Source organism: Neosynechococcus sphagnicola sy1 (assembly GCF_000775285.1).
Classification (GTDB): Bacteria; Cyanobacteriota; Cyanobacteriia; order Neosynechococcales; family Neosynechococcaceae; genus Neosynechococcus; species Neosynechococcus sphagnicola.
Window position 1 is genome coordinate 162,565 of record NZ_JJML01000008.1, and the last position, 17,560, is coordinate 180,124.

The window sequence follows — 17,560 nt, forward strand, 5'->3', positions numbered from 1 at the left end:
TCCGGAATTCTTCCAGGGTAAATTGTTTAAGAAAATTCAGTACTAGCATTTTACCGGACTCAGCCCAAGTTCAGCAGTTCTTGGGGAGATGATAGCAATTCAAGTGCCACAAAGGAAATCTTAGCGTCCGAGTTGAGCAAGAACCGCTATTCTAGGTTGATGCCTACACTGCTGCTAAACCAGGGAGTTGGCACGTTCCCCCTCAGTTAAAATTGGGTGAATCAGCCTGCTGTCGGATCTGAGACCCCTCGTGCTAGCAACACCTTATTGTTATAAAGCCACCGCCGGATGGAAAGTCAAAGGCGTTCATATTCACCCTATAGCTGAGAATAGTCGCATTCGTAATTCCCCAAATTACACCTCTCCAAAAACCACGTTAAAGGGTTGTTAGGTTAAAGTTTTCAAGTAGTACTCTCTTCCAACGTTCTGTGACCAATGTTATGGAAAATTTGATTGGCCTGACTGATATCTTCATCACTACCCATGACGAGCACCACAAACTTGCCAGCATTAATTTCAGTCTCGTATTTCAACGCCTCGGTGCTAGAAATTCCTAATTCAACTAGAACCGCAACCAAGCCTTCGGCCTGAGAAATATCCTTCCAGTTAAAAGCTCCATGCACCTGATCAGTGCTCTGGCGGTCTTTGCCAAGAACCGAAATTTTTTGGGGATCTAAACCTGCTTTTTGCATCTCTGAGACAACACTTTCTGCCTCTGTATGTGAGGGAAAAATGTCAACAATACTGTACTTGTTAGTGGTGGATGTACTGTTACCCTGCTTCTGGAGATCGCCCGGTGATTCAGCGTACATTTCAGGTTCAGTGGCGTAGTTGTTTGTCAGCCCTTCTTTATCTACTGTATAGCCACCTGTTGTATCAATGCTATCCGAGCTTTCAGAGTTCTCAGGAATATGTTTATAGCTATCACCCTCACGATCTTTGCGAGCTGCGGTTTCAGCCGGAATAATATGGGGATCGTAGGAATCAGGGGTTGGGGAATGAGGGGTTTGATGATCGGTTGGTAAACTCATGATGATTCTCCTAGTATGTGATGTATTAAACTTTTTTAAGATGAAAAATGGCTCAATGCCATTAGTGGCTTTTGCAATAGATGGCTGATGCTGATTAGATCAGCGATCGCCCCATTGAAACTTGATCAAAAATGCTGATTATTAGAGAGATGGGAGAAGCCCGCCTCTCTAATAATAGACTAGTTAATATTAGGATTTATCCCAGTCCTAATAACCATCTAAACAGTTGCCATGGTAGGCATTAATACGGTATCAATGATGTGAATCACACCATTGTCAGCTGATACATCAGCGGTTGTGACGGTAGCATTATTGATCTTGACACCATGGGAAGCGTCAATTTTTACCTCTTCACCTTCAACCGTTTTAGCCGATTTTAGCGTTGTGACATCTGCCGCCATGACCTTACCAGATACGACATGATAGGTCAGGATTTTCTTGAGTTGGGGAATGTCCTTAGAGGATGTTTTAAAAGGGTAGGCTTTAGCCTCAAATACAACTCAGAGGCGCGATCGCAAACCCTGGAACCCTGATTCTCTCGTATTAGCTTCTAGGTAGCTAGGGTGGTGAAACACACCCTGAAAGACTTTTAAAACATCCTCTTAAGGAGTCCATCTACCGTACCTGCTGGTAACTTGGCAAATGCCTCATCTGTTGGGGCAAAAATCGTGAATGGTCCCTTGCCTTTGAGGGTTTCAACCAATCCAGCAGCTTTAATGGCAGCGACTAAGGTACTGAATGAACCAGCATTAACGGCAGTATCAACAATGTCAGCCATGTATTGTACCTAGTGTGTATGATCTATTAACGAAAACTTCGTTAACTAAGTAATGAGTGTGGCAGTCTGATGTTTGAGATTATGGTAGATTTGTTGCTTCAGGGATTTATTAATCAAACAAACCTTCTACCTTTTGTTGGAATGCTATCAAAGCATGAGTTGCTTCATATAGTTTCAAATCTTCTAGTAATTTGCCAGAAATTTCTGGAGTTACAATGGTTTTAATTTCAATATTGGTGTTGTAACCAGCTATATCGCCCATGCGTCTTCCATGACTTCCTGCCCCCTGTGCTGGAATAATCGTATAGCCAGACACACTAAATTTTGTTAGCAGGTTAATTAAACGATCTTGCAAAACAGCTTCACAAATGATCGTGACGAGAATACCCTGGGTTAATGAAGAGGACATAAAACTCCAGAACGGTTGTATTTAAGGATTCAGGGAACAGTTGTGATTTTTTGATCAAAGGTCAGGGCACCGACCTGCTACAAGGCGATAGATGCCAGAAGGTTTTTAGAGAGAAACATTTCAGAAATTTTTAGGGCAAATCAGCATAATAACGTTTTCAAAAAAAGATATCAGCAATTTATCACCTTTTGAGGAACCACTACTAGGATCAGATCTTAGGACAGGATCAGACTGTCAAACACCAATTCTGGGAGACTGCCTGACACACCATCACACAAAAGTTTTTGGCGATGGCTATACTTCCCAATTTATGCAGAGGAAAATATCATTTAGACTCCCACCCTTGCTTCAAAAGCTTCTGAAACAGTGTTTTCTGAACTAGCATTAGCCGATGCTGTTCAATCAGAAACGCCTGAGCTTGTTCACGAGACATTTGTTTTACTACATCTGCGAAATGTCTAAGATGAAATTCTTGTTCTAAGGTAAGTTCCATTTCCTGATTCATAACTACCTCCCCTTCACTAAGTGGGGTAAAATTATTTACATAATCTGACGATTGTAGAAAATCACGAATCGCCACATCTTTGTTAGTAAGGATTTACGCAGTTGAACGATTAAAAATTATACCGAGCTTTGAGTGAGTCCTTCGGCTTGAGCTGAGGTCGGATAGCTCACTGTCACAGTCTGTTGCGTAACCCCTATGGGTAATGAGGCTCCTATTGGATGGATAACTCTACGACTATGACAAAGGCAAGTCTCATTTATCGGGTTATTTGATGAGGTTCGATATCAATGTTTAGGTACTGAACTGCTAAGGGAGGATAAAAACTGTAAGGCATTTCTGGATAAGCATTTAAGGCATTTTAGCCGTAACAGTCTGAAACCTCAGTCAATCAAGGTTTTCAGTTGATCATCCTTATTTTAGAGACCAGTGCCGGCTGGCGATCTCTGATCTTTTGTCTGGCAATCCTTTCCGAAGGTATCCACCCTAAAATTCAGCTGTGACCCTGCACTAGGCAACAACGGAGGGCTTAGGACGGGCAAAGATCATCCGCCCCGCAGAAGTTTGTAAGGCACTGGTAACCACCACTTGTAATTCCCCTCCTACATAGCGCCGCCCTTCTTCGACCACAACCATCGTGCCATCATCGAGATACCCTACCCCTTGGGTTGGCTCCTTCCCTTCCTTGAGGATTTTTAAGTCTAAACTGTCACCGGGCAGATAGGCGGGGCGAAGGGACTGGGCCAGATCATTCACGTTCAGCACACGTACTTTCTGGACACTGGCGACTTTGTTAAGGTTATAGTCATTCGTGACCAGGGTGCCATTGATCTCTTGCACCAGCCGCACCAGCTTGGCATCGACGGTAGCAATATCCTCATAGTCGGCTGAGTGAATCACAATCCGTTCGGGGAAGGCAACTTTCATGCGGTTAAGAATATCCAACCCCCGCCGCCCACGATTCCGCTTTTGGTCATTGGAGGCATCCGCCACCTGCTGTAACTCTGCCAATACAAATTGGGGAACTAAGATTTGACCCTCCAAAAAACCAGTAGACAGCAAGTCTTCAACACGACCATCAATGATGCAGCTGGTATCGAGAACCTTGGTAGCTGCTGGCTTCAGGGTGCCTTCAGCCACCAACAGGGTTTCAACGGTATGGGGGTTGATCAATCGCAGTAGGGCACGACCATGGGTGTCTGCCAGGGTGACCCCTGAGAAGGCAAACAGAATACTACCCAGCACTGCCGCGAGGGGCTTCATAAAGCTAAATTCTGGGGGGATCGGCAGCAGAAAAATGGGAGCGAGCATCAAATTCGCTACCAACAGCCCCAACACTAATCCCACCGCCCGACTCAGCAGGATGTCGGCTGGCATATGCTCAATTTGAGACTCAACCCGACGATAGGTTGTTTGAGCACTCAAGCCAACGGCAACACCAATCAAGGCACCAAAGCCTGCTGTTACCCACCGCAGAGCTTCAGGGTTGGTGACTTGCTCCAGGACTGAAATTGGCAATGCCTCAATACCGTGGTAGCCAATTCCTGTCCCTGCTAGGATGAAGGAAATAATAATGATGATGTCAAGCATAATGTAAGCCTGTGGGAATAAGTGCCGATCGCCCGTGAAGGGCAACGTCGCAGCCCAAGCCTGAGCTGAGTTAAAGCATTACATAGTGGGTGTCCCTAAAGGGATGAACCATGACTCCAACCATGCTCAGTCTTGGGGTTTCGGGATGAATTGTTGATTTATGAATCTGGCTTCATTATACGAGTTAGAACCCTGGCAACTATCTGTGGCATCTCGGGTATTAGCTGCTGGAGTCACTGTGAGACAAGGATTTTTCTGATCTGATGCTGCAACACTGAGGCTTGATTTACAACACTTCACGCAATTTCTTAGCTTGGTTTCATCGTCTTGTCTTTAACTGCTCACCGTCTTTCTACCTCACCCCTGATCCTCCCTGCGGCACAATGTCCCAGAGCAGCATATTTGCATATTCCTTTTTGCCGCCGTCGCTGCTTCTACTGCGATTTCCCAGTGTCGGTGGTGGGCGATCGCCAACGGGGAGAGACCTCAGTTGCCATCGCCCATTACGTTGAGGTGCTATGTCAAGAGATCCAACAAACGGTGCCATCGGGTCAGGCACTGGAAACAATTTTCTTTGGAGGGGGCACCCCTTCGCTCCTCGCAGTTGCCCAATTAGAGCAGCTACTAAGGGTGTTAGAACAGACGATCGGGATCGCGGCCAACGCTGAAATTTCCATGGAAATGGATCCTGGCACCTTTGATTGGGGGCAGTTGGCAGGTTACCAACAGGCTGGGGTCAATCGGGTGAGTTTGGGTGTCCAAGCGTTTCAACCCCACTTGCTGCAAGGGATGGGGCGAACCCATACTGTGGACGATATTGATCAGGCTATTACCTTAATTCGAGGGTTAGGGATCCCGAATTTCAGCCTCGATTTAATTGCTGGGTTGCCCAATCAAACCCTCGAACAATGGCAAGACTCCCTGGGTGCTGCCTTGGCTTTAGCTCCCAACCATCTCTCTGCCTATGATTTGATGCTAGAACCCGGAACCGCCTTTAGTCGCCAATATCAACCCGGTACCCATCCGTTGCCTACCGAGACGACCACCGCCGAGATGTACCGTCTGGCGCAACAAGTGCTGACTGGGGCTGGCTATGAACACTATGAAATTTCAAATTATGCCCGACCCGGCTATCACTGTCGCCACAACCGCGTGTACTGGGAAAACCGTCCCTTCTATGGGTTTGGCATGGGTGCTGCGAGTTACTTATCGGGGCAGCGCTTTACCCGTCCCCGTACCACCAAAACCTATTGCCAGTGGGTAGAGGCTGGAGCAGCAACCCCTGAGATAAGATCCCTGACTCTGACTGTGGACAATGGCCCTGACAGGTTGCTGGAGACATTGATGCTAGGGTTTCGACTCGCCGAGGGGCTCAGTCTTTCTGCCCTCGACACCCAGTTTGGGGATGCCACTCTTCGCCAAGTCTGGCAGTGTTTGCAACCCTTCTATCACCAAGGCTGGGTGGAAGTAACGGATGCCAAGGGTGAAGTCTGCCATCATCTCCAGGTGCTTCCTGCCCAGGGACACCTACGGTTGAGTGATCCCGAAGGCTTTCTATTCTCGAATACGGTGCTGGCAGCCCTATTTGCAACCTGGGAGGCCACGGATTAGGCTCTTTACCCTCACGTAAAAGTTGACAACGTACTCAGGGAGTTAAGAGCGGTAGACTGGCAGTGTAAAGTTGAAACAGCTCCCCTGACCGGGGAGAGAGTCCACCCAGATCTGACCGTAATGTGCCCGCACAATTCGTTGACAAAGAGAAAGACCAATTCCATAGCCTGATTGGGCTTCATCCCGTTCTAGCCGGAAGTGATCTTCAAAAATATGGAGCTGATTTTCCTCCGGAATGCCTGGGCCATTGTCACAAATACTCACCTGTACTTTCTGAGAGGTGCGGTGCAGAATTGCCAACTGAATCAACCCAGACTCGGGGGTGTATTTGATGGCATTGTCGAGCAAGTTAATCAGTACCTGGCGAACTCGTTCCAGATCGGCATACACTCGCGGTAAGTCACTGGGGATATCGGTTTCAAGGTGCTGGCGCTTGGCAACAACCTGGGGGAACACATAATCGACAACTTCTTGGCAGAGACTGCCCAGCTCTAACTCTAGGGGCTGGAGACTGAGTTTAGCACTCCTGTCACGGGCACCATGGAGAATATTGGTGATCATACGGTCAATTGCCCGAGTCTGAGTCCGACCATGCTTGAGTAACTGAGCCGTCATTTCTGGAGTCAGTCGAGAATGACTGCCATCTTTGGGGTTTAAGCTTAGCTCTAAGGTTTCTAGGGCGATCGCGGCGGCGGTTAAGGGGTTGCGAAGATCGTGAGCCAACATGGCAATGATGCGATCTTTGAACTTTAGCTGCTCCTTCAGTTCCTCTTTTTCTTGTTTGAGGCAAAAAATTTCATCCGAGAGTTGGATTAGCTCCGCCGAGCGAGACATGGAGTGGGTCGCCGATGGGTGAGGGGAGGGGGTTGAGGGAGAATCCGATACCGAGGGTACTCCTGGGGTCAAGCCTTCCGCCAGGAAAGGGGCGATCGCCCCCTCTGCCCCTAGCGGTTGGGTCTCCAACCTTGTCAAATAATCAGCAACCGACTGTTGCCAGCGAGACCAAAAGTTCTCGACCTGAGCCACAATATTGCTGCCTGCGAGGGTATGCCGAGGCTCGGGGTGAATTTTAATCAGAGCTGGAGAAGCAACCAACTTAAATTGTTCAGCGAGGTAGGGCTGTTCCCCCACATCCACGACCTGTAAATCAAAGTTATACTGTGTCTCCAGTTCTTTGAGATAATTGCGGATCTGCCGAATGTGTTGGGCGGAACTGGGCCGCCGATCTACAAACAATAACAGTTGTAGCGGGGCCTCAGAGGGGATAGATCTGTCAGCAGGTACCTGCATGCAACCACTCTCTGGTTCTACTACGAAGGATTAGAGGAGATTAGTTAATGATATCTATTAAGATTACCTTGTTCTCAGAGTTCCCATGCCATCAATATCCCATGACAGGGAGCCTGGGCACAGCAGAATCTTCAATCATCGATTAAAAATCCTGTGTGGATACAATCAGGTAAACTTATAGTCTGCAACAAACTGGCTCTGTGGAGGGTAAATTATGACCCAGCGCCCTATTATTTTAGGCATCGTTGGCGATAGCGCCGCTGGCAAAACAACGTTAACCCGTGGGATTGCCCAAGTGCTTGGGGAAGAAAACGTCACGGTGATCTGTACCGATGACTACCACCGCTACGATCGCCAACAGCGAACAGCAATGGGAATTACAGCTCTGCATCCAGACTGTAATTATCTAGATATCATGCAACAGCATCTATCCCTCTTGAGAACAGGGCAACCAATCCTGAAGCCAGTTTACAGCCATAAGACCGGCTCCTTCGAGCCACCGCAATACATTCAACCCAGTAAAATCGTTATCATTGAGGGCTTACTGGGCTATTCCACGCGCGGGGCACGGGATTGCTACGATGTCAAAGTCTATCTGGCTCCGCCAGAGGAGTTACGCTATCAGTGGAAGGTGAAGCGGGATACCCTCAAGCGTGGCTATACCTCGGAGCAAGTTCTAGCTGAGTTAGAGAAGCGAGAACCGGATTCTGAAAACTACATTCGTCCCCAACGTCGCTGGGCCGATCTAGTGGTCAGTTTCTATCCTCCAAATCTGGATGCCGAACAAAATAATACCCACTTAAATGTGCGGTTAGTCCTACGTCCTACCCTGCCTCACCCCGATTTACTCCCCTTGGTGGATCAGATTTCCGAGGCCGGGGCAGCGATTCGATTGGGTCTGGATCGGGATATGGGGAAACCCGTGGATGTGCTGGAAATTGACGGTCATGCCACCAGTGAGCAGGTGAGTCATCTCGAGAGACTTATTTGTGGTGACATGCCCAACCTCAAGACCGTGTGTAGTCGGGAAAGTAACCCGGAGATTGGCAAACTCATCGGCACAACGGGTGAAACCCTGCAAAGTTACCCCCTAGCTCTGACGCAGCTGTTACTGGTGTATCACATTCTTAAGGCCACTCAACCCCATCCCTAGCCTATGTCTCAAACCCTTGTGGTCAAAATTGGGACATCCAGCTTGACCCAGCCAGACACCCATTATCTGGCCCTCTCTACCATTGCTAGCCTGATCGAAACCCTCTGCCATCTGCGGCAACAGGGTCATCGGGTGGTGTTGGTGTCCTCAGGCGCTGTGGGGGTGGGGTGTGCCCGCTTGGGGTTAACGGAACGGCCCCGCACCCTGGCCCAAAAACAGGCGATCGCAGCGGTAGGTCAGGGACGGCTGATCCGAGTCTATGACGACTTGTTTACTTCCCTGCAACAACCCATCGCCCAGGTACTCCTGACTCGGGGGGATCTAGTCGAACGCAGTCGGTACCTAAATGTGCATCGAACCTTTCAGGAATTGCTGCATTTAGGGATCATTCCGATTGTGAATGAGAATGACACCGTCGCCGTCGAGGAACTCCGATTCGGCGATAACGATACCTTGTCTGCTCTGGTGGCTGGACTGGTAGAAGCAGATTGGTTATTTCTACTCACCGATGTGGATCGACTCTATTCCGCCGATCCCCGCAGTTGCCCCGATGCCCAACCCATCCACTTGGTCAGCCGGATGGAACAACTAACGGAGATGCAAGTTCAGGCGGCAGGCCGAGGTTCCCAGTGGGGAACCGGGGGGTATGGCAACCAAAATCACTGCTGCCCAAATCGCCACCGATGCCGGAGTGCGCACGGTGATTACCGAAGGGCGATTTCCCGGAAATATTGCCAAGATCCTTGAGGGAGATGCGATTGGTACTCACTTCGAGCCCCAACCACGACCCTTTAATGCCCGCCAACGCTGGATTGCCCACGGATTGATCCCATCTGGGAAACTCTACTTAGATGCCGGTGCAGTTGCGGCGGTAAAACAGGGCGGGAAGTCTTTACTCGCCGCTGGGATTACTAACATCGAAGGGGACTTTCAAAGCCAGGAAGCCGTAATGTTATGCGATCCCGAGGGAGAAGAAGTTGCTAGAGGACTGGTCAATTACGGCAGTTTTGAACTCCAGAGAATCCGGGGTCATCATTCCGATGAAATTCCCCAAATTCTTGGCTATGAGGGGGTAGAGACAATTGTCCATCGGGATAATCTGGTGCTGTCCTGAGGGTTTAGCCCCTTATCTCGAAGGTCAGAGCTGGGGGTGTCCTATTGATTGGGACTGAAAGAGCGATCAAAGTGAATTGACCCTGCCATCCACACGCATTAATTCAGAAGTCAGAAGCAAGTTCACGACTGGCTGCTGTAAGTTTGAGAGTGGCTCTCATGACTACTCTCCCGTCCTCCCAGTTAAGCTTGGCAAGGAATTCAGGATGTCGAACTGGAAAATACGTTGGTGGCGTGATGTCCGCTTCTGGCGCTGGGCGGCTCAACTTCTCGCAGTGCTGCTCTTGGTGCTCACTGTCCTGATGCTGGGGAGCAACCTCAACCGCAATCTTCAGCAGTTGGGGCTGCAACTGGGATTTGGTTTTCTCAACTCCCAGGCTGGTTTTGCCATTGGTGAATCCGCCATTCCCTACGAACCGTCTGATCCCTATCGTTACGCCCTGGCGGTTGGCCTTCTCAACTCCCTAAAAATTATGGTGGCTGGGATTGTCTTGGCTACCATGGTCGGAGTAACCGTCGGGATTGCCCGTCTCTCGGATAACTGGTTGGTGCGACAACTGGCGCTGGTTTATGTGGAAGTGCTTCGTAATACCCCCCTGCTGTTGCAATTGTTCTTCTGGTATTTCGTTGTCTTCCTGGAACTACCGCCTGTGCAGCAGCAACTTTCCCTTGTGGGATTGGTACAGCTGAACAATCGGGGGATATTTTTACCGGGGAATATCCACCTGTCCCCCGAGTTCTCGGCACTATTGTTGGGGTTAACCTTTTACACTGGATCATTTATTGCTGAAATCGTCCGTGGGGCAATTCAGTCCGTTCCCCTCGGACAGTGGGAAGCTGCTCGTGCCTTGGGATTAAAACCAACCCTGATCATGCGTCTGGTAATTTTTCCCCAGGCATTGCAGGTGATGATTCCCCCCCTGACCAGTCAATATCTGAATCTGATCAAGAATTCTAGCTTGGCGATCGCTGTTGGCTATCCAGATGTCTATGCGGTAGCATCAACAACCTTCAACCAGACGGGACGGGCGGTGGAAGTAATGTTATTACTCTTAGCCACCTACCTGGTCATGAGCCTCAGCATTTCTGGGGTCATGAACCGTTGGAATCACTTGCTGCTGCATCGGAGCAGCCGTTAACCGATGAGGAAGAACGATTGCGCCTCATGAATAATGCAGGCTAGAACGCGAAGCCACTGAGACAGCTACAGAAACCACTGTTGGAGATGCTCCCTACCTATGATTTTCCAGGAACTGAGGGTTGAGAATATCCCCGCATTGCCACTGCGGGAGCAGATTCCCTTGGGGGATTGTAAAGGGTATCTGCCTATGAAAGTTTAAGAGCTGTGAACCCGTTGTTTCAACTTTATGTTGGCGTTGTTTCAGAGTTCTTCCGATAATGGGAATTCAAAATGTAAAGACTGATCAGCAGGATCCACAGGGGAAAGAACAGAAAGACCCACCCGACGCGATCGATCTGACTGATTCTGAAAATCATGATAGCAGCCAGTAGATACCCCAACAGGGCCATCCAGCGAGGGATAACTTTAGTCCGTATGAACAGGCTGCTGGTTGAAATCATAAATACCCCAGCCATTTTAATCGCGTAGACATACATCAGATTCCGGGAGAAAGTCCAACCCATGTCGTAAACGCTGGATGAGAGGAGGCGATCGGGTTCGGATCCAGACAGGAGGATGATCGTACTTGTTAATGCGGAGGCAACGAACAACATGGCGAGGAATAGCAGCCCACTGCCGAAAAATACCGTGGAAAAGAATTGGTCTTCACTTTCTCCCAGGTGATCCCGCACAACACCCATAAACCAAAGGAAGGCAATTCCGGCGAAGGGGACTAGATTAAACGCTAAAAGCAGGTTATTTGTGTTCGTCGCTAGCCATGCAATGTTAGCCTGAGGATTTTCAGGCACAGAAATCAGCAGCAACACTAACGCGATGATGAGCAAAATCGCAAAGATAATACCTGCGATCGCTGCAGCTTTTGGAGCTCTCAACCGGGTGTAGATTTTTAATCGTTGTTGCACCATAGCCGCTTCTCAGGTAGATGGACTCATATGAACTATGCCCGACTCGGCTAGGCCTGAAGCCGGGGTTTCTGTTGCTCCACCAGGGACAGTTGCCGAAAGCCTCGACAGCTTGTCGCCGCAGTGCCAGCGGTACAGCCTCTTTCTCCACGATTGAGGACGCTGGTTCCTAACCCCCATGACAGCATGACCTTAGCAGCAGCTACATCCCTGTCATCGGTGTAGCCACATTTTGCACAATGATGCTCTCTTTGGTCAGTTGTTTCAATTCCTGTAAGGGTTTGGGGGGGGTGAGGCTGTACGTTTACGGTTCCTCGGAAAATGAGGCAAAAGTTTCAATCCCTGTAAGGATTTGAAGGGGGTTTGAAGCTCAACTCGGGGCACCCACTCAAATATTTTGTGTAGTTTCAATTCCTGTAAGGGTTTTTGGGGGGTTGAGGCCCGCGAATTCCTGAAACATAACATGTATTTGGTTTTCAAGGTGCAACTGCGTGGAACGAAAACTCAATTAATGTCAGGGAAACTGTTGTTAAATCAGTGATTCCGGCCAGTATCGACTGATTCTGGAAAAAACCAGCTCTCCATCCACACACTAAACAAAAAAACCTTCCTCATCTCGGTGCATTGCTCCACCAATGCGCTCAACTTTATTCTGGCAGCAACTGCAGATGAAAAAGAGACAAATACTATTTTGATCGGGATTAATCAGCTTACTCAATCTTGCCTGTAGTCTGGCATATTGAGTCGTGCTCAGGTCACACTCACACTCACTGTACTGAATCCATTGGCCCAGAAGTGTTGAATCTTGAAGGTAAAACTTTACCCTTCGGACTTTGCAGGGCTTTTAAAGCCCTACTCATTGAGAGTAGACGCATTAAGCGGCTTGATTGATACCTAAAGTGAAACACATGATCTACAAAAGCGACCCGATTTCTTAGCTTTAAGCTCACGTTCAACATTTCTGCCATTGGCCATAAGACTTCAATACTTTGTGGATTTTATTGCGGCGCTTAACTTCTGGAATATCGTAGGAGATAACAACATACATAACGCCTCTACTTCAACATCAGGGGGGATACTTCTCGGTTTCACCCATCAAATATATAGCCAACAGCCGCGCCTGAATTTCAAACGCTTTCTGAAAGGTACATTGAGTCTGGAGAACTGAATACCTGAACTTGGATTGCTTCTTCTGCTCATACAGCCGTAGGAAGATGCGCAACCCTTCCCCCGTTAGGGATACAGCTTTACTCATAGGCTCTGAAGTAAAGTCTTTTGGGGAGAGGGTTCGACGATTAATCCCACTGAGGACAACAGCATCTACCACCATAACAAACATCGATTCCGAGTAATACCTGCAAGTCCTTTTCTGTATTAAGATAGATTTCATGAGCACAGATCGCAAACAGCAGCGCTCAAGGAATGGGCTGTTTCACTGATATTCACTGTTTCCTAGTCGTCTCAATTGTTCGGCTTTCAGTTTTAACAGACCGATGCAGTTTTTCAGGGTTTGACGTTTGCCTTTTTGAGTTCCCGTGGTTGTTTCAACAAAAAAGCTCCAACCCTTGGACTCACTTCGGTCAACATGTGCTCCCGGACAGCTTGTTCGATACTATCGAGATCCTTCAGCTTACCATCTCGCGTATTTCGGCATAGTATTTCTGCGATCTCTTGCACTCATGATTGCAGTCATTGTCTCTCTTCTCCTTCCAGCATACCCTTCTCTTCGAACTGATTCTTAAGCATACGCCCTGACCATATTGATATCGCTGAACGTTACCTTTCTTCCAAAGTGGGATATTCCTCGACCATACCAAGTTACGAGTCCAGCCTGGTGCGTATCAATCTCATACAAGGAAAAAATGATGAATTTGGATTCCACATTTTGGAGCTTGACTACGGAGCAAGTGCTGCAGCAGACTGATTCTACAGCTTCAGGATTAAGTCGTGACGACGCGAAACAACGGTTGACCGTTTACGGTTCAAATAGCCTCAAACAAAAACATAAACTGAGTCCATTGATCCTGTTAGTTAATCAATTCAAAAGTCCGATCATTTTAATTCTAATTTTTGCTGCAGTGCTATCGATCTATCTTCAAGATGCTGCAGATGCGATGATCATTCTCACGATAGTTTTCATCAGTGGAATATTAGGATTTTGGCAAGAGCAGGGTGCTAGCAATGCCGTTGAAAAATTATTAGCTTTGGTTCAAGTTAAAGCAACTGTTTTAAGGGATGATCTTCCACAGAAAATCCCCAACGATGAAGTAGTCTATGGAGACATTGTTTTACTTTCTGCAGGCAAAAATATTCCAGGTGACTGTCTTGTTTTAGAGTCAAATGATCTTTCTGTAGGAGAAGCAGCACTAACTGGTGAAACCTATCCAGTTGACAAATTTTGTGGTGTATTACCTGTTGAAACTGATCTCAGCAAGCGCACAAATTCTCTCTATATGGGTACCAATGTTATCAGTGGAACAGCGAAGGCAGTGGTTGTTAATATTGGAAAAACAACAGAATTTGGTAAAGTATCAGAACGACTAAAACTCAGACCTCCTGAAACTGAATTTGAAAGAGGACTCAACAGGTTTGGCTACTTCCTCATGGAAGTAACGTTAATTTTGGTCGTTCTAATTTTTGTGGCAAATGTCTACCTCCATCGCCCTGTGCTGGAATCCTTTCTGTTTTCTCTAGCGTTGGCGGTTGGTTTGACTCCACAGTTACTTCCGGCGATCGTTAGCGTGAACCTGGCTAGGGGTGCCAAGCGAATGGCGAAAAAGCTGGTGATCGTAAAACATTTACCCGCGATCGAAAATTTTGGCAGTATGAATGTGTTTTGCACTGATAAAACAGGAACGCTAACTGAAGGAGAGGTGAAAATTCACTCTGCGGTTGATGTGGAGGGGAGAGAAAGCGATCGCGTTCTTCTCTATGCCTATTTAAATGCCGTATCTGAGTCAGGTTATGCCAATCCGATTGATACAGCCATTCGTGAGCATAGAAAATTCGATATTTCTGGCTATCAAAAGCGAGATGAAGTGCCCTATGACTTTAATCGTAAGCGTCTAAGTATCCTGTTCGATGAAGCTGAAAATGTGGTCCTGGGGTCTTCCAAAGTAGAGAATTTGTCTCAGATTGAGAGTTCCCATATCATTATCACAAAGGGTGCTCTGAAAAATATTCTGGATGTTTGCTCAACCGTTGAGACTGCTGATGGCAAAATTATCGACATTTCCGACCAGCGACTAAAGCTTCACCAACAGGCTGATGACTTGGGCAGCAATGGATTTAGAGCCTTGGGTGTGGCTTATCGAGATTTCAATCAGAATTCCTTCACCAAAAATGATGAAACGAACATGACATTTTTGGGCTATCTCGCGCTCTTTGATCCACCCAAGGCTGGTATAGCTGACACCCTCAAAGAGTTACGACTGCTGGGAGTTACCCCGAAAATGATTACAGGAGACAGCAAGGCAGTTGCAATTAGTATCATTCAACAAGTAGGACTGCCTGATCAAATGATTTTGACGGGATCCGAACTCGGGAAACTCAGTGATGAGGCCTTAATGCAGCGAGTTCAGTCAACAAATGTCTTTGCCGAGATAGAGCCAAACCAAAAAGAACGGATCATCATCGCCCTCAAAAAGGCAGGTAATGTCGTTGGCTATCTGGGTGACGGTATTAATGATGCCTCTGCCCTTCATGCTGCAGATGTAGGGATCTCCGTCGAGAGTGCAGTTGACGTCGCCAAGGAAGCCGCTGACATTGTGTTGATGGAAAAAGATTTGAATGTCCTCGTGGTTGGCGTAAAGGAAGGGAGGGTGACATTTGCCAATACATTAAAGTATGTTTTTATGGCAACTAGCGCCAATTTTGGCAATATGTTTAGCATGGCAGGAATTTCTCTGTTTTTACCCTTCTTGCCCCTGCTACCCAGTCAGATTTTGCTTACAAATCTACTCACGGATTTCCCGGAATTGACGATCTCGACTGATCGGGTAGACAGAGATCAGGTCAGCCAACCTCACCGTTGGAATATGCAATTTATCCGTAGATTTATGATCGTTTTTGGCTTACTCAGTTCAGTGTTCGATTACCTGACTTTTACTGCCTTGCTGTTTTTATTACATGCTGATCCGACTCAATTTAGAACTGGATGGTTTATGGAATCGGTGATATCTGCATCTATGGTTGTGCTAGTGATTCGGACACAGCAAGCAATTTTTCACAGTAAACCGAGTCGTGCATTATTCTCAACGACGATCGCGATCTCTATTGTCACGCTCTTAATACCCTATACCCCCCTTGCAGGTCTACTGGGGTTTCATGCCTTGCCGATTGAATTTATTTTATTGTTGGCAGCCATAGTAGGTCTTTACATTTTCTGTGCTGAGAATGTTAAGCGAATTTTTTACAGCCACGTAAAATTCTAGTTGGCAAAAATAGCTCTAGAGCCAGAAAGTAGCAAACGTTCCAAGAGTGGCCCAATCATTGAGCTACCCTCTATGGCCCACAAGACTAAAGCCTAGGCAGTTCGTTATAATTAAAAGGCATAAAGAGCATTGGGGTCAAATCCCTTAAATACAGGTAAATTTTGCCTACTGTGCCCTATCGTATCTTTAAATTACTTTTGCTTGGCTAGCTAGAGATCCGTCAAGATTTTTTTGATGGATTTATAACCCTCAAAAAGCAACCTCCATGAATGCTCCTTATGTTGTAACGTATCCAAACCTCATGGAACCATGCCTGAATCCCAAGCAGCATAAGAATTTCTTTAGAAAATCAATCTCGATCAGCTTATCCATGCACTAAAAGCTGACTAGATGCTCCTGCGGCACCTTCCGAGGTGAGATATAGCAGAGGCCTTTCTATGCAAGGATTTTAGACATGTCATTGCGCTTCGCTCGACTGAGAATTGCTGTATATTTAAGAGCCTGATTCGATATGGCACAATCAATTATAAATTATGCTGTTGGTACGCTTGTTGCCCTATTCCCGATCGCGAATCCCATTGGAGTTATCCCTATTTTCTATAGCTTGACAGACAAGGATAGCCGCTGTGAACGTAGACAAACAGCTCAACGAACTACTCTGAATGTTGTTTTAATTCTGACAATATTCTTAATTGGGGGACGCGCGGTTCTAGAGTTTTTTGGTATCTCGTTAAATGTGTTAAGAATTGCTGGTGGCCTGCTGGTCGCTCATACGGGTTGGGAGATGCTTACCAGCCGAAAACGGCTAACGGACTCAGAGCAGCAGTCCGCGGTTGAGAAGGAAGATATATCGTTTACCCCCATGGCAACTCCTTTAATTGCCGGCCCTGGTGCGATTGGAGTCGTGATTGGGTTGGCAACGGGCATGACCCAATGGAGTGATTATCTTGGTTACTTGATTGGGATTGTGCTATTTGGTGGTTTGCTGTATGGCTGTCTCGTGCTGGGAGAGTCACTGCTTTCAATTCTCGGTCTCAATGGTTTTGGGGCTATAAATCGAGTTTTTGGATTCTTTATTTTAGCGATCGCGGTTCAACTTATAACCGATGGGATGATGTCACTTTTTCAATCCGCAGCACCCAATTTATTCAAATAACGGCCCCATCGCTGAGCTGGGCATAATGGCGTTGCCCACGAGATGAACGTATTTGTCTGTCTTCTCCTTCTCATCACTATTTTAGTTTATATTAATTAAATTATGAAGTCATTGATAATCAAATTGCACCTTAATTACAACATTTCTTTGTTATAGTGTATTTGGTTATATGCCAATTCAAACTCAATCTTCCTGGTAATTCTCATCTTGAATTGTCCGCACTAAATATCAGGAATTTCTGTGCCTTTTACACCCGATCGTCTGAACAACAGTATACGGGGTCTAGCCTTTTGAAGTGACTGAAATTAGATATTTTCTGAGAATTGGTGCTAAATTTCAAGAAAATGGATATGCTTCGCCATTATGGGAACCTCGAGTTCAGGGAAATCGAAACTGATGAATCTGAAATTCTATTGATCACCCATGATGCGATGTTAGCACGTCAGACAAA

Annotated in this window: 14 protein-coding genes and 4 pseudogenes; 6 read left to right on the forward strand and 12 right to left on the reverse strand. The window is 47.0% G+C overall.

All coding sequences use genetic code 11. The features are described 5' to 3' along the window. Positions 1-401: 401 nt before the first annotated feature. The 6 genes and pseudogenes from DO97_RS25930 to DO97_RS05100 form a co-directional block, all read right to left on the reverse strand. Positions 402-1,031 (reverse strand): general stress protein, encoded by a 630-nt coding sequence (locus tag DO97_RS25930; protein WP_072016361.1) that lies wholly within the window; start codon positions 1,029-1,031, stop codon positions 402-404. 218 nt (positions 1,032-1,249) lie between these two features. Continuing rightward, positions 1,250-1,489 (reverse strand): annotated as a pseudogene (locus tag DO97_RS27370) (fasciclin domain-containing protein); the annotation flags it as partial. A gap of 146 nt (positions 1,490-1,635) precedes the next feature. Then, a pseudogene (locus tag DO97_RS27375) lies at positions 1,636-1,809 on the reverse strand (fasciclin domain-containing protein); the annotation flags it as partial. 109 nt (positions 1,810-1,918) lie between these two features. Continuing rightward, a complete protein-coding gene (locus tag DO97_RS05090; protein WP_036531475.1) occupies positions 1,919-2,218 on the reverse strand; it encodes a P-II family nitrogen regulator in 300 nt (99 codons plus the stop codon). 325 nt (positions 2,219-2,543) lie between these two features. After that, positions 2,544-2,798, reverse strand: a complete 255-nt coding sequence (locus DO97_RS05095) for an NblA/ycf18 family protein (RefSeq protein ID WP_239651470.1) — start codon at positions 2,796-2,798, stop codon at positions 2,544-2,546. A gap of 432 nt (positions 2,799-3,230) precedes the next feature. After that, positions 3,231-4,310, reverse strand: coding sequence for a PIN/TRAM domain-containing protein (locus DO97_RS05100; protein ID WP_036531478.1), 1,080 nt, complete (start codon positions 4,308-4,310; stop codon positions 3,231-3,233). A 327-nt stretch (positions 4,311-4,637) separates the two neighbouring features. Between DO97_RS05100 and hemW the strand changes: the two genes are divergently transcribed. Further along, positions 4,638-5,921, forward strand: coding sequence for a radical SAM family heme chaperone HemW (hemW, locus tag DO97_RS05105; RefSeq protein ID WP_239651471.1), 1,284 nt, complete (start codon positions 4,638-4,640; stop codon positions 5,919-5,921). A gap of 42 nt (positions 5,922-5,963) precedes the next feature. On the opposite strand, the gene DO97_RS05110 is transcribed toward hemW, so the two are convergent. Continuing rightward, complete coding sequence (locus DO97_RS05110) at positions 5,964-7,211, reverse strand: histidine kinase (RefSeq protein ID WP_036531480.1); 1,248 nt, start codon at positions 7,209-7,211, stop codon at positions 5,964-5,966. A gap of 214 nt (positions 7,212-7,425) precedes the next feature. Between DO97_RS05110 and DO97_RS05115 the strand changes: the two genes are divergently transcribed. From DO97_RS05115 to DO97_RS05125, 3 genes and pseudogenes are all read left to right on the forward strand, one after another. Next, positions 7,426-8,364, forward strand: a complete 939-nt coding sequence (locus DO97_RS05115) for a phosphoribulokinase (protein WP_036531482.1) — start codon at positions 7,426-7,428, stop codon at positions 8,362-8,364. Between the two features lie 3 nt (positions 8,365-8,367). Next, positions 8,368-9,478, forward strand: a pseudogene (proB, locus tag DO97_RS05120) (glutamate 5-kinase). 205 nt (positions 9,479-9,683) lie between these two features. Then, complete coding sequence (locus DO97_RS05125; protein ID WP_036531483.1) at positions 9,684-10,616, forward strand: amino acid ABC transporter permease; 933 nt, start codon at positions 9,684-9,686, stop codon at positions 10,614-10,616. A gap of 226 nt (positions 10,617-10,842) precedes the next feature. Here DO97_RS05125 and DO97_RS05130 read toward each other — a convergent pair whose 3' ends face one another. The 5 genes and pseudogenes from DO97_RS05130 to DO97_RS05135 form a co-directional block, all read right to left on the reverse strand. After that, entirely contained in the window at positions 10,843-11,523 is a 681-nt protein-coding gene (locus DO97_RS05130) for a hypothetical protein (protein WP_036531485.1), read from the reverse strand. Positions 11,524-11,570: 47 nt separating this feature from the next. Continuing rightward, positions 11,571-11,708, reverse strand: a complete 138-nt coding sequence (locus DO97_RS23725; RefSeq protein ID WP_156120448.1) for a hypothetical protein — start codon at positions 11,706-11,708, stop codon at positions 11,571-11,573. 404 nt (positions 11,709-12,112) lie between these two features. Further along, positions 12,113-12,313 (reverse strand): CRISPR-associated endonuclease Cas2, encoded by a 201-nt coding sequence (locus DO97_RS30060; RefSeq protein ID WP_081980627.1) that lies wholly within the window; start codon positions 12,311-12,313, stop codon positions 12,113-12,115. 159 nt (positions 12,314-12,472) lie between these two features. Then, on the reverse strand, positions 12,473-12,568 hold the full coding sequence (cas2, locus tag DO97_RS21985; RefSeq protein WP_081980628.1) for a CRISPR-associated endonuclease Cas2: 96 nt from the start codon (positions 12,566-12,568) through the stop codon (positions 12,473-12,475). 18 nt (positions 12,569-12,586) lie between these two features. Continuing rightward, positions 12,587-12,850, reverse strand: a pseudogene (locus tag DO97_RS05135) (CRISPR-associated endonuclease Cas1); the annotation flags it as partial. A 532-nt stretch (positions 12,851-13,382) separates the two neighbouring features. Here DO97_RS05135 and mgtA point away from each other — a divergent pair. Further along, positions 13,383-15,953 (forward strand): magnesium-translocating P-type ATPase, encoded by a 2,571-nt coding sequence (gene mgtA / locus DO97_RS05145; RefSeq protein WP_476703516.1) that lies wholly within the window; start codon positions 13,383-13,385, stop codon positions 15,951-15,953. 511 nt (positions 15,954-16,464) lie between these two features. Then, positions 16,465-17,109, forward strand: a complete 645-nt coding sequence (locus DO97_RS05150; RefSeq protein WP_036531489.1) for a MarC family protein — start codon at positions 16,465-16,467, stop codon at positions 17,107-17,109. Positions 17,110-17,560: the final 451 nt, after the last annotated feature.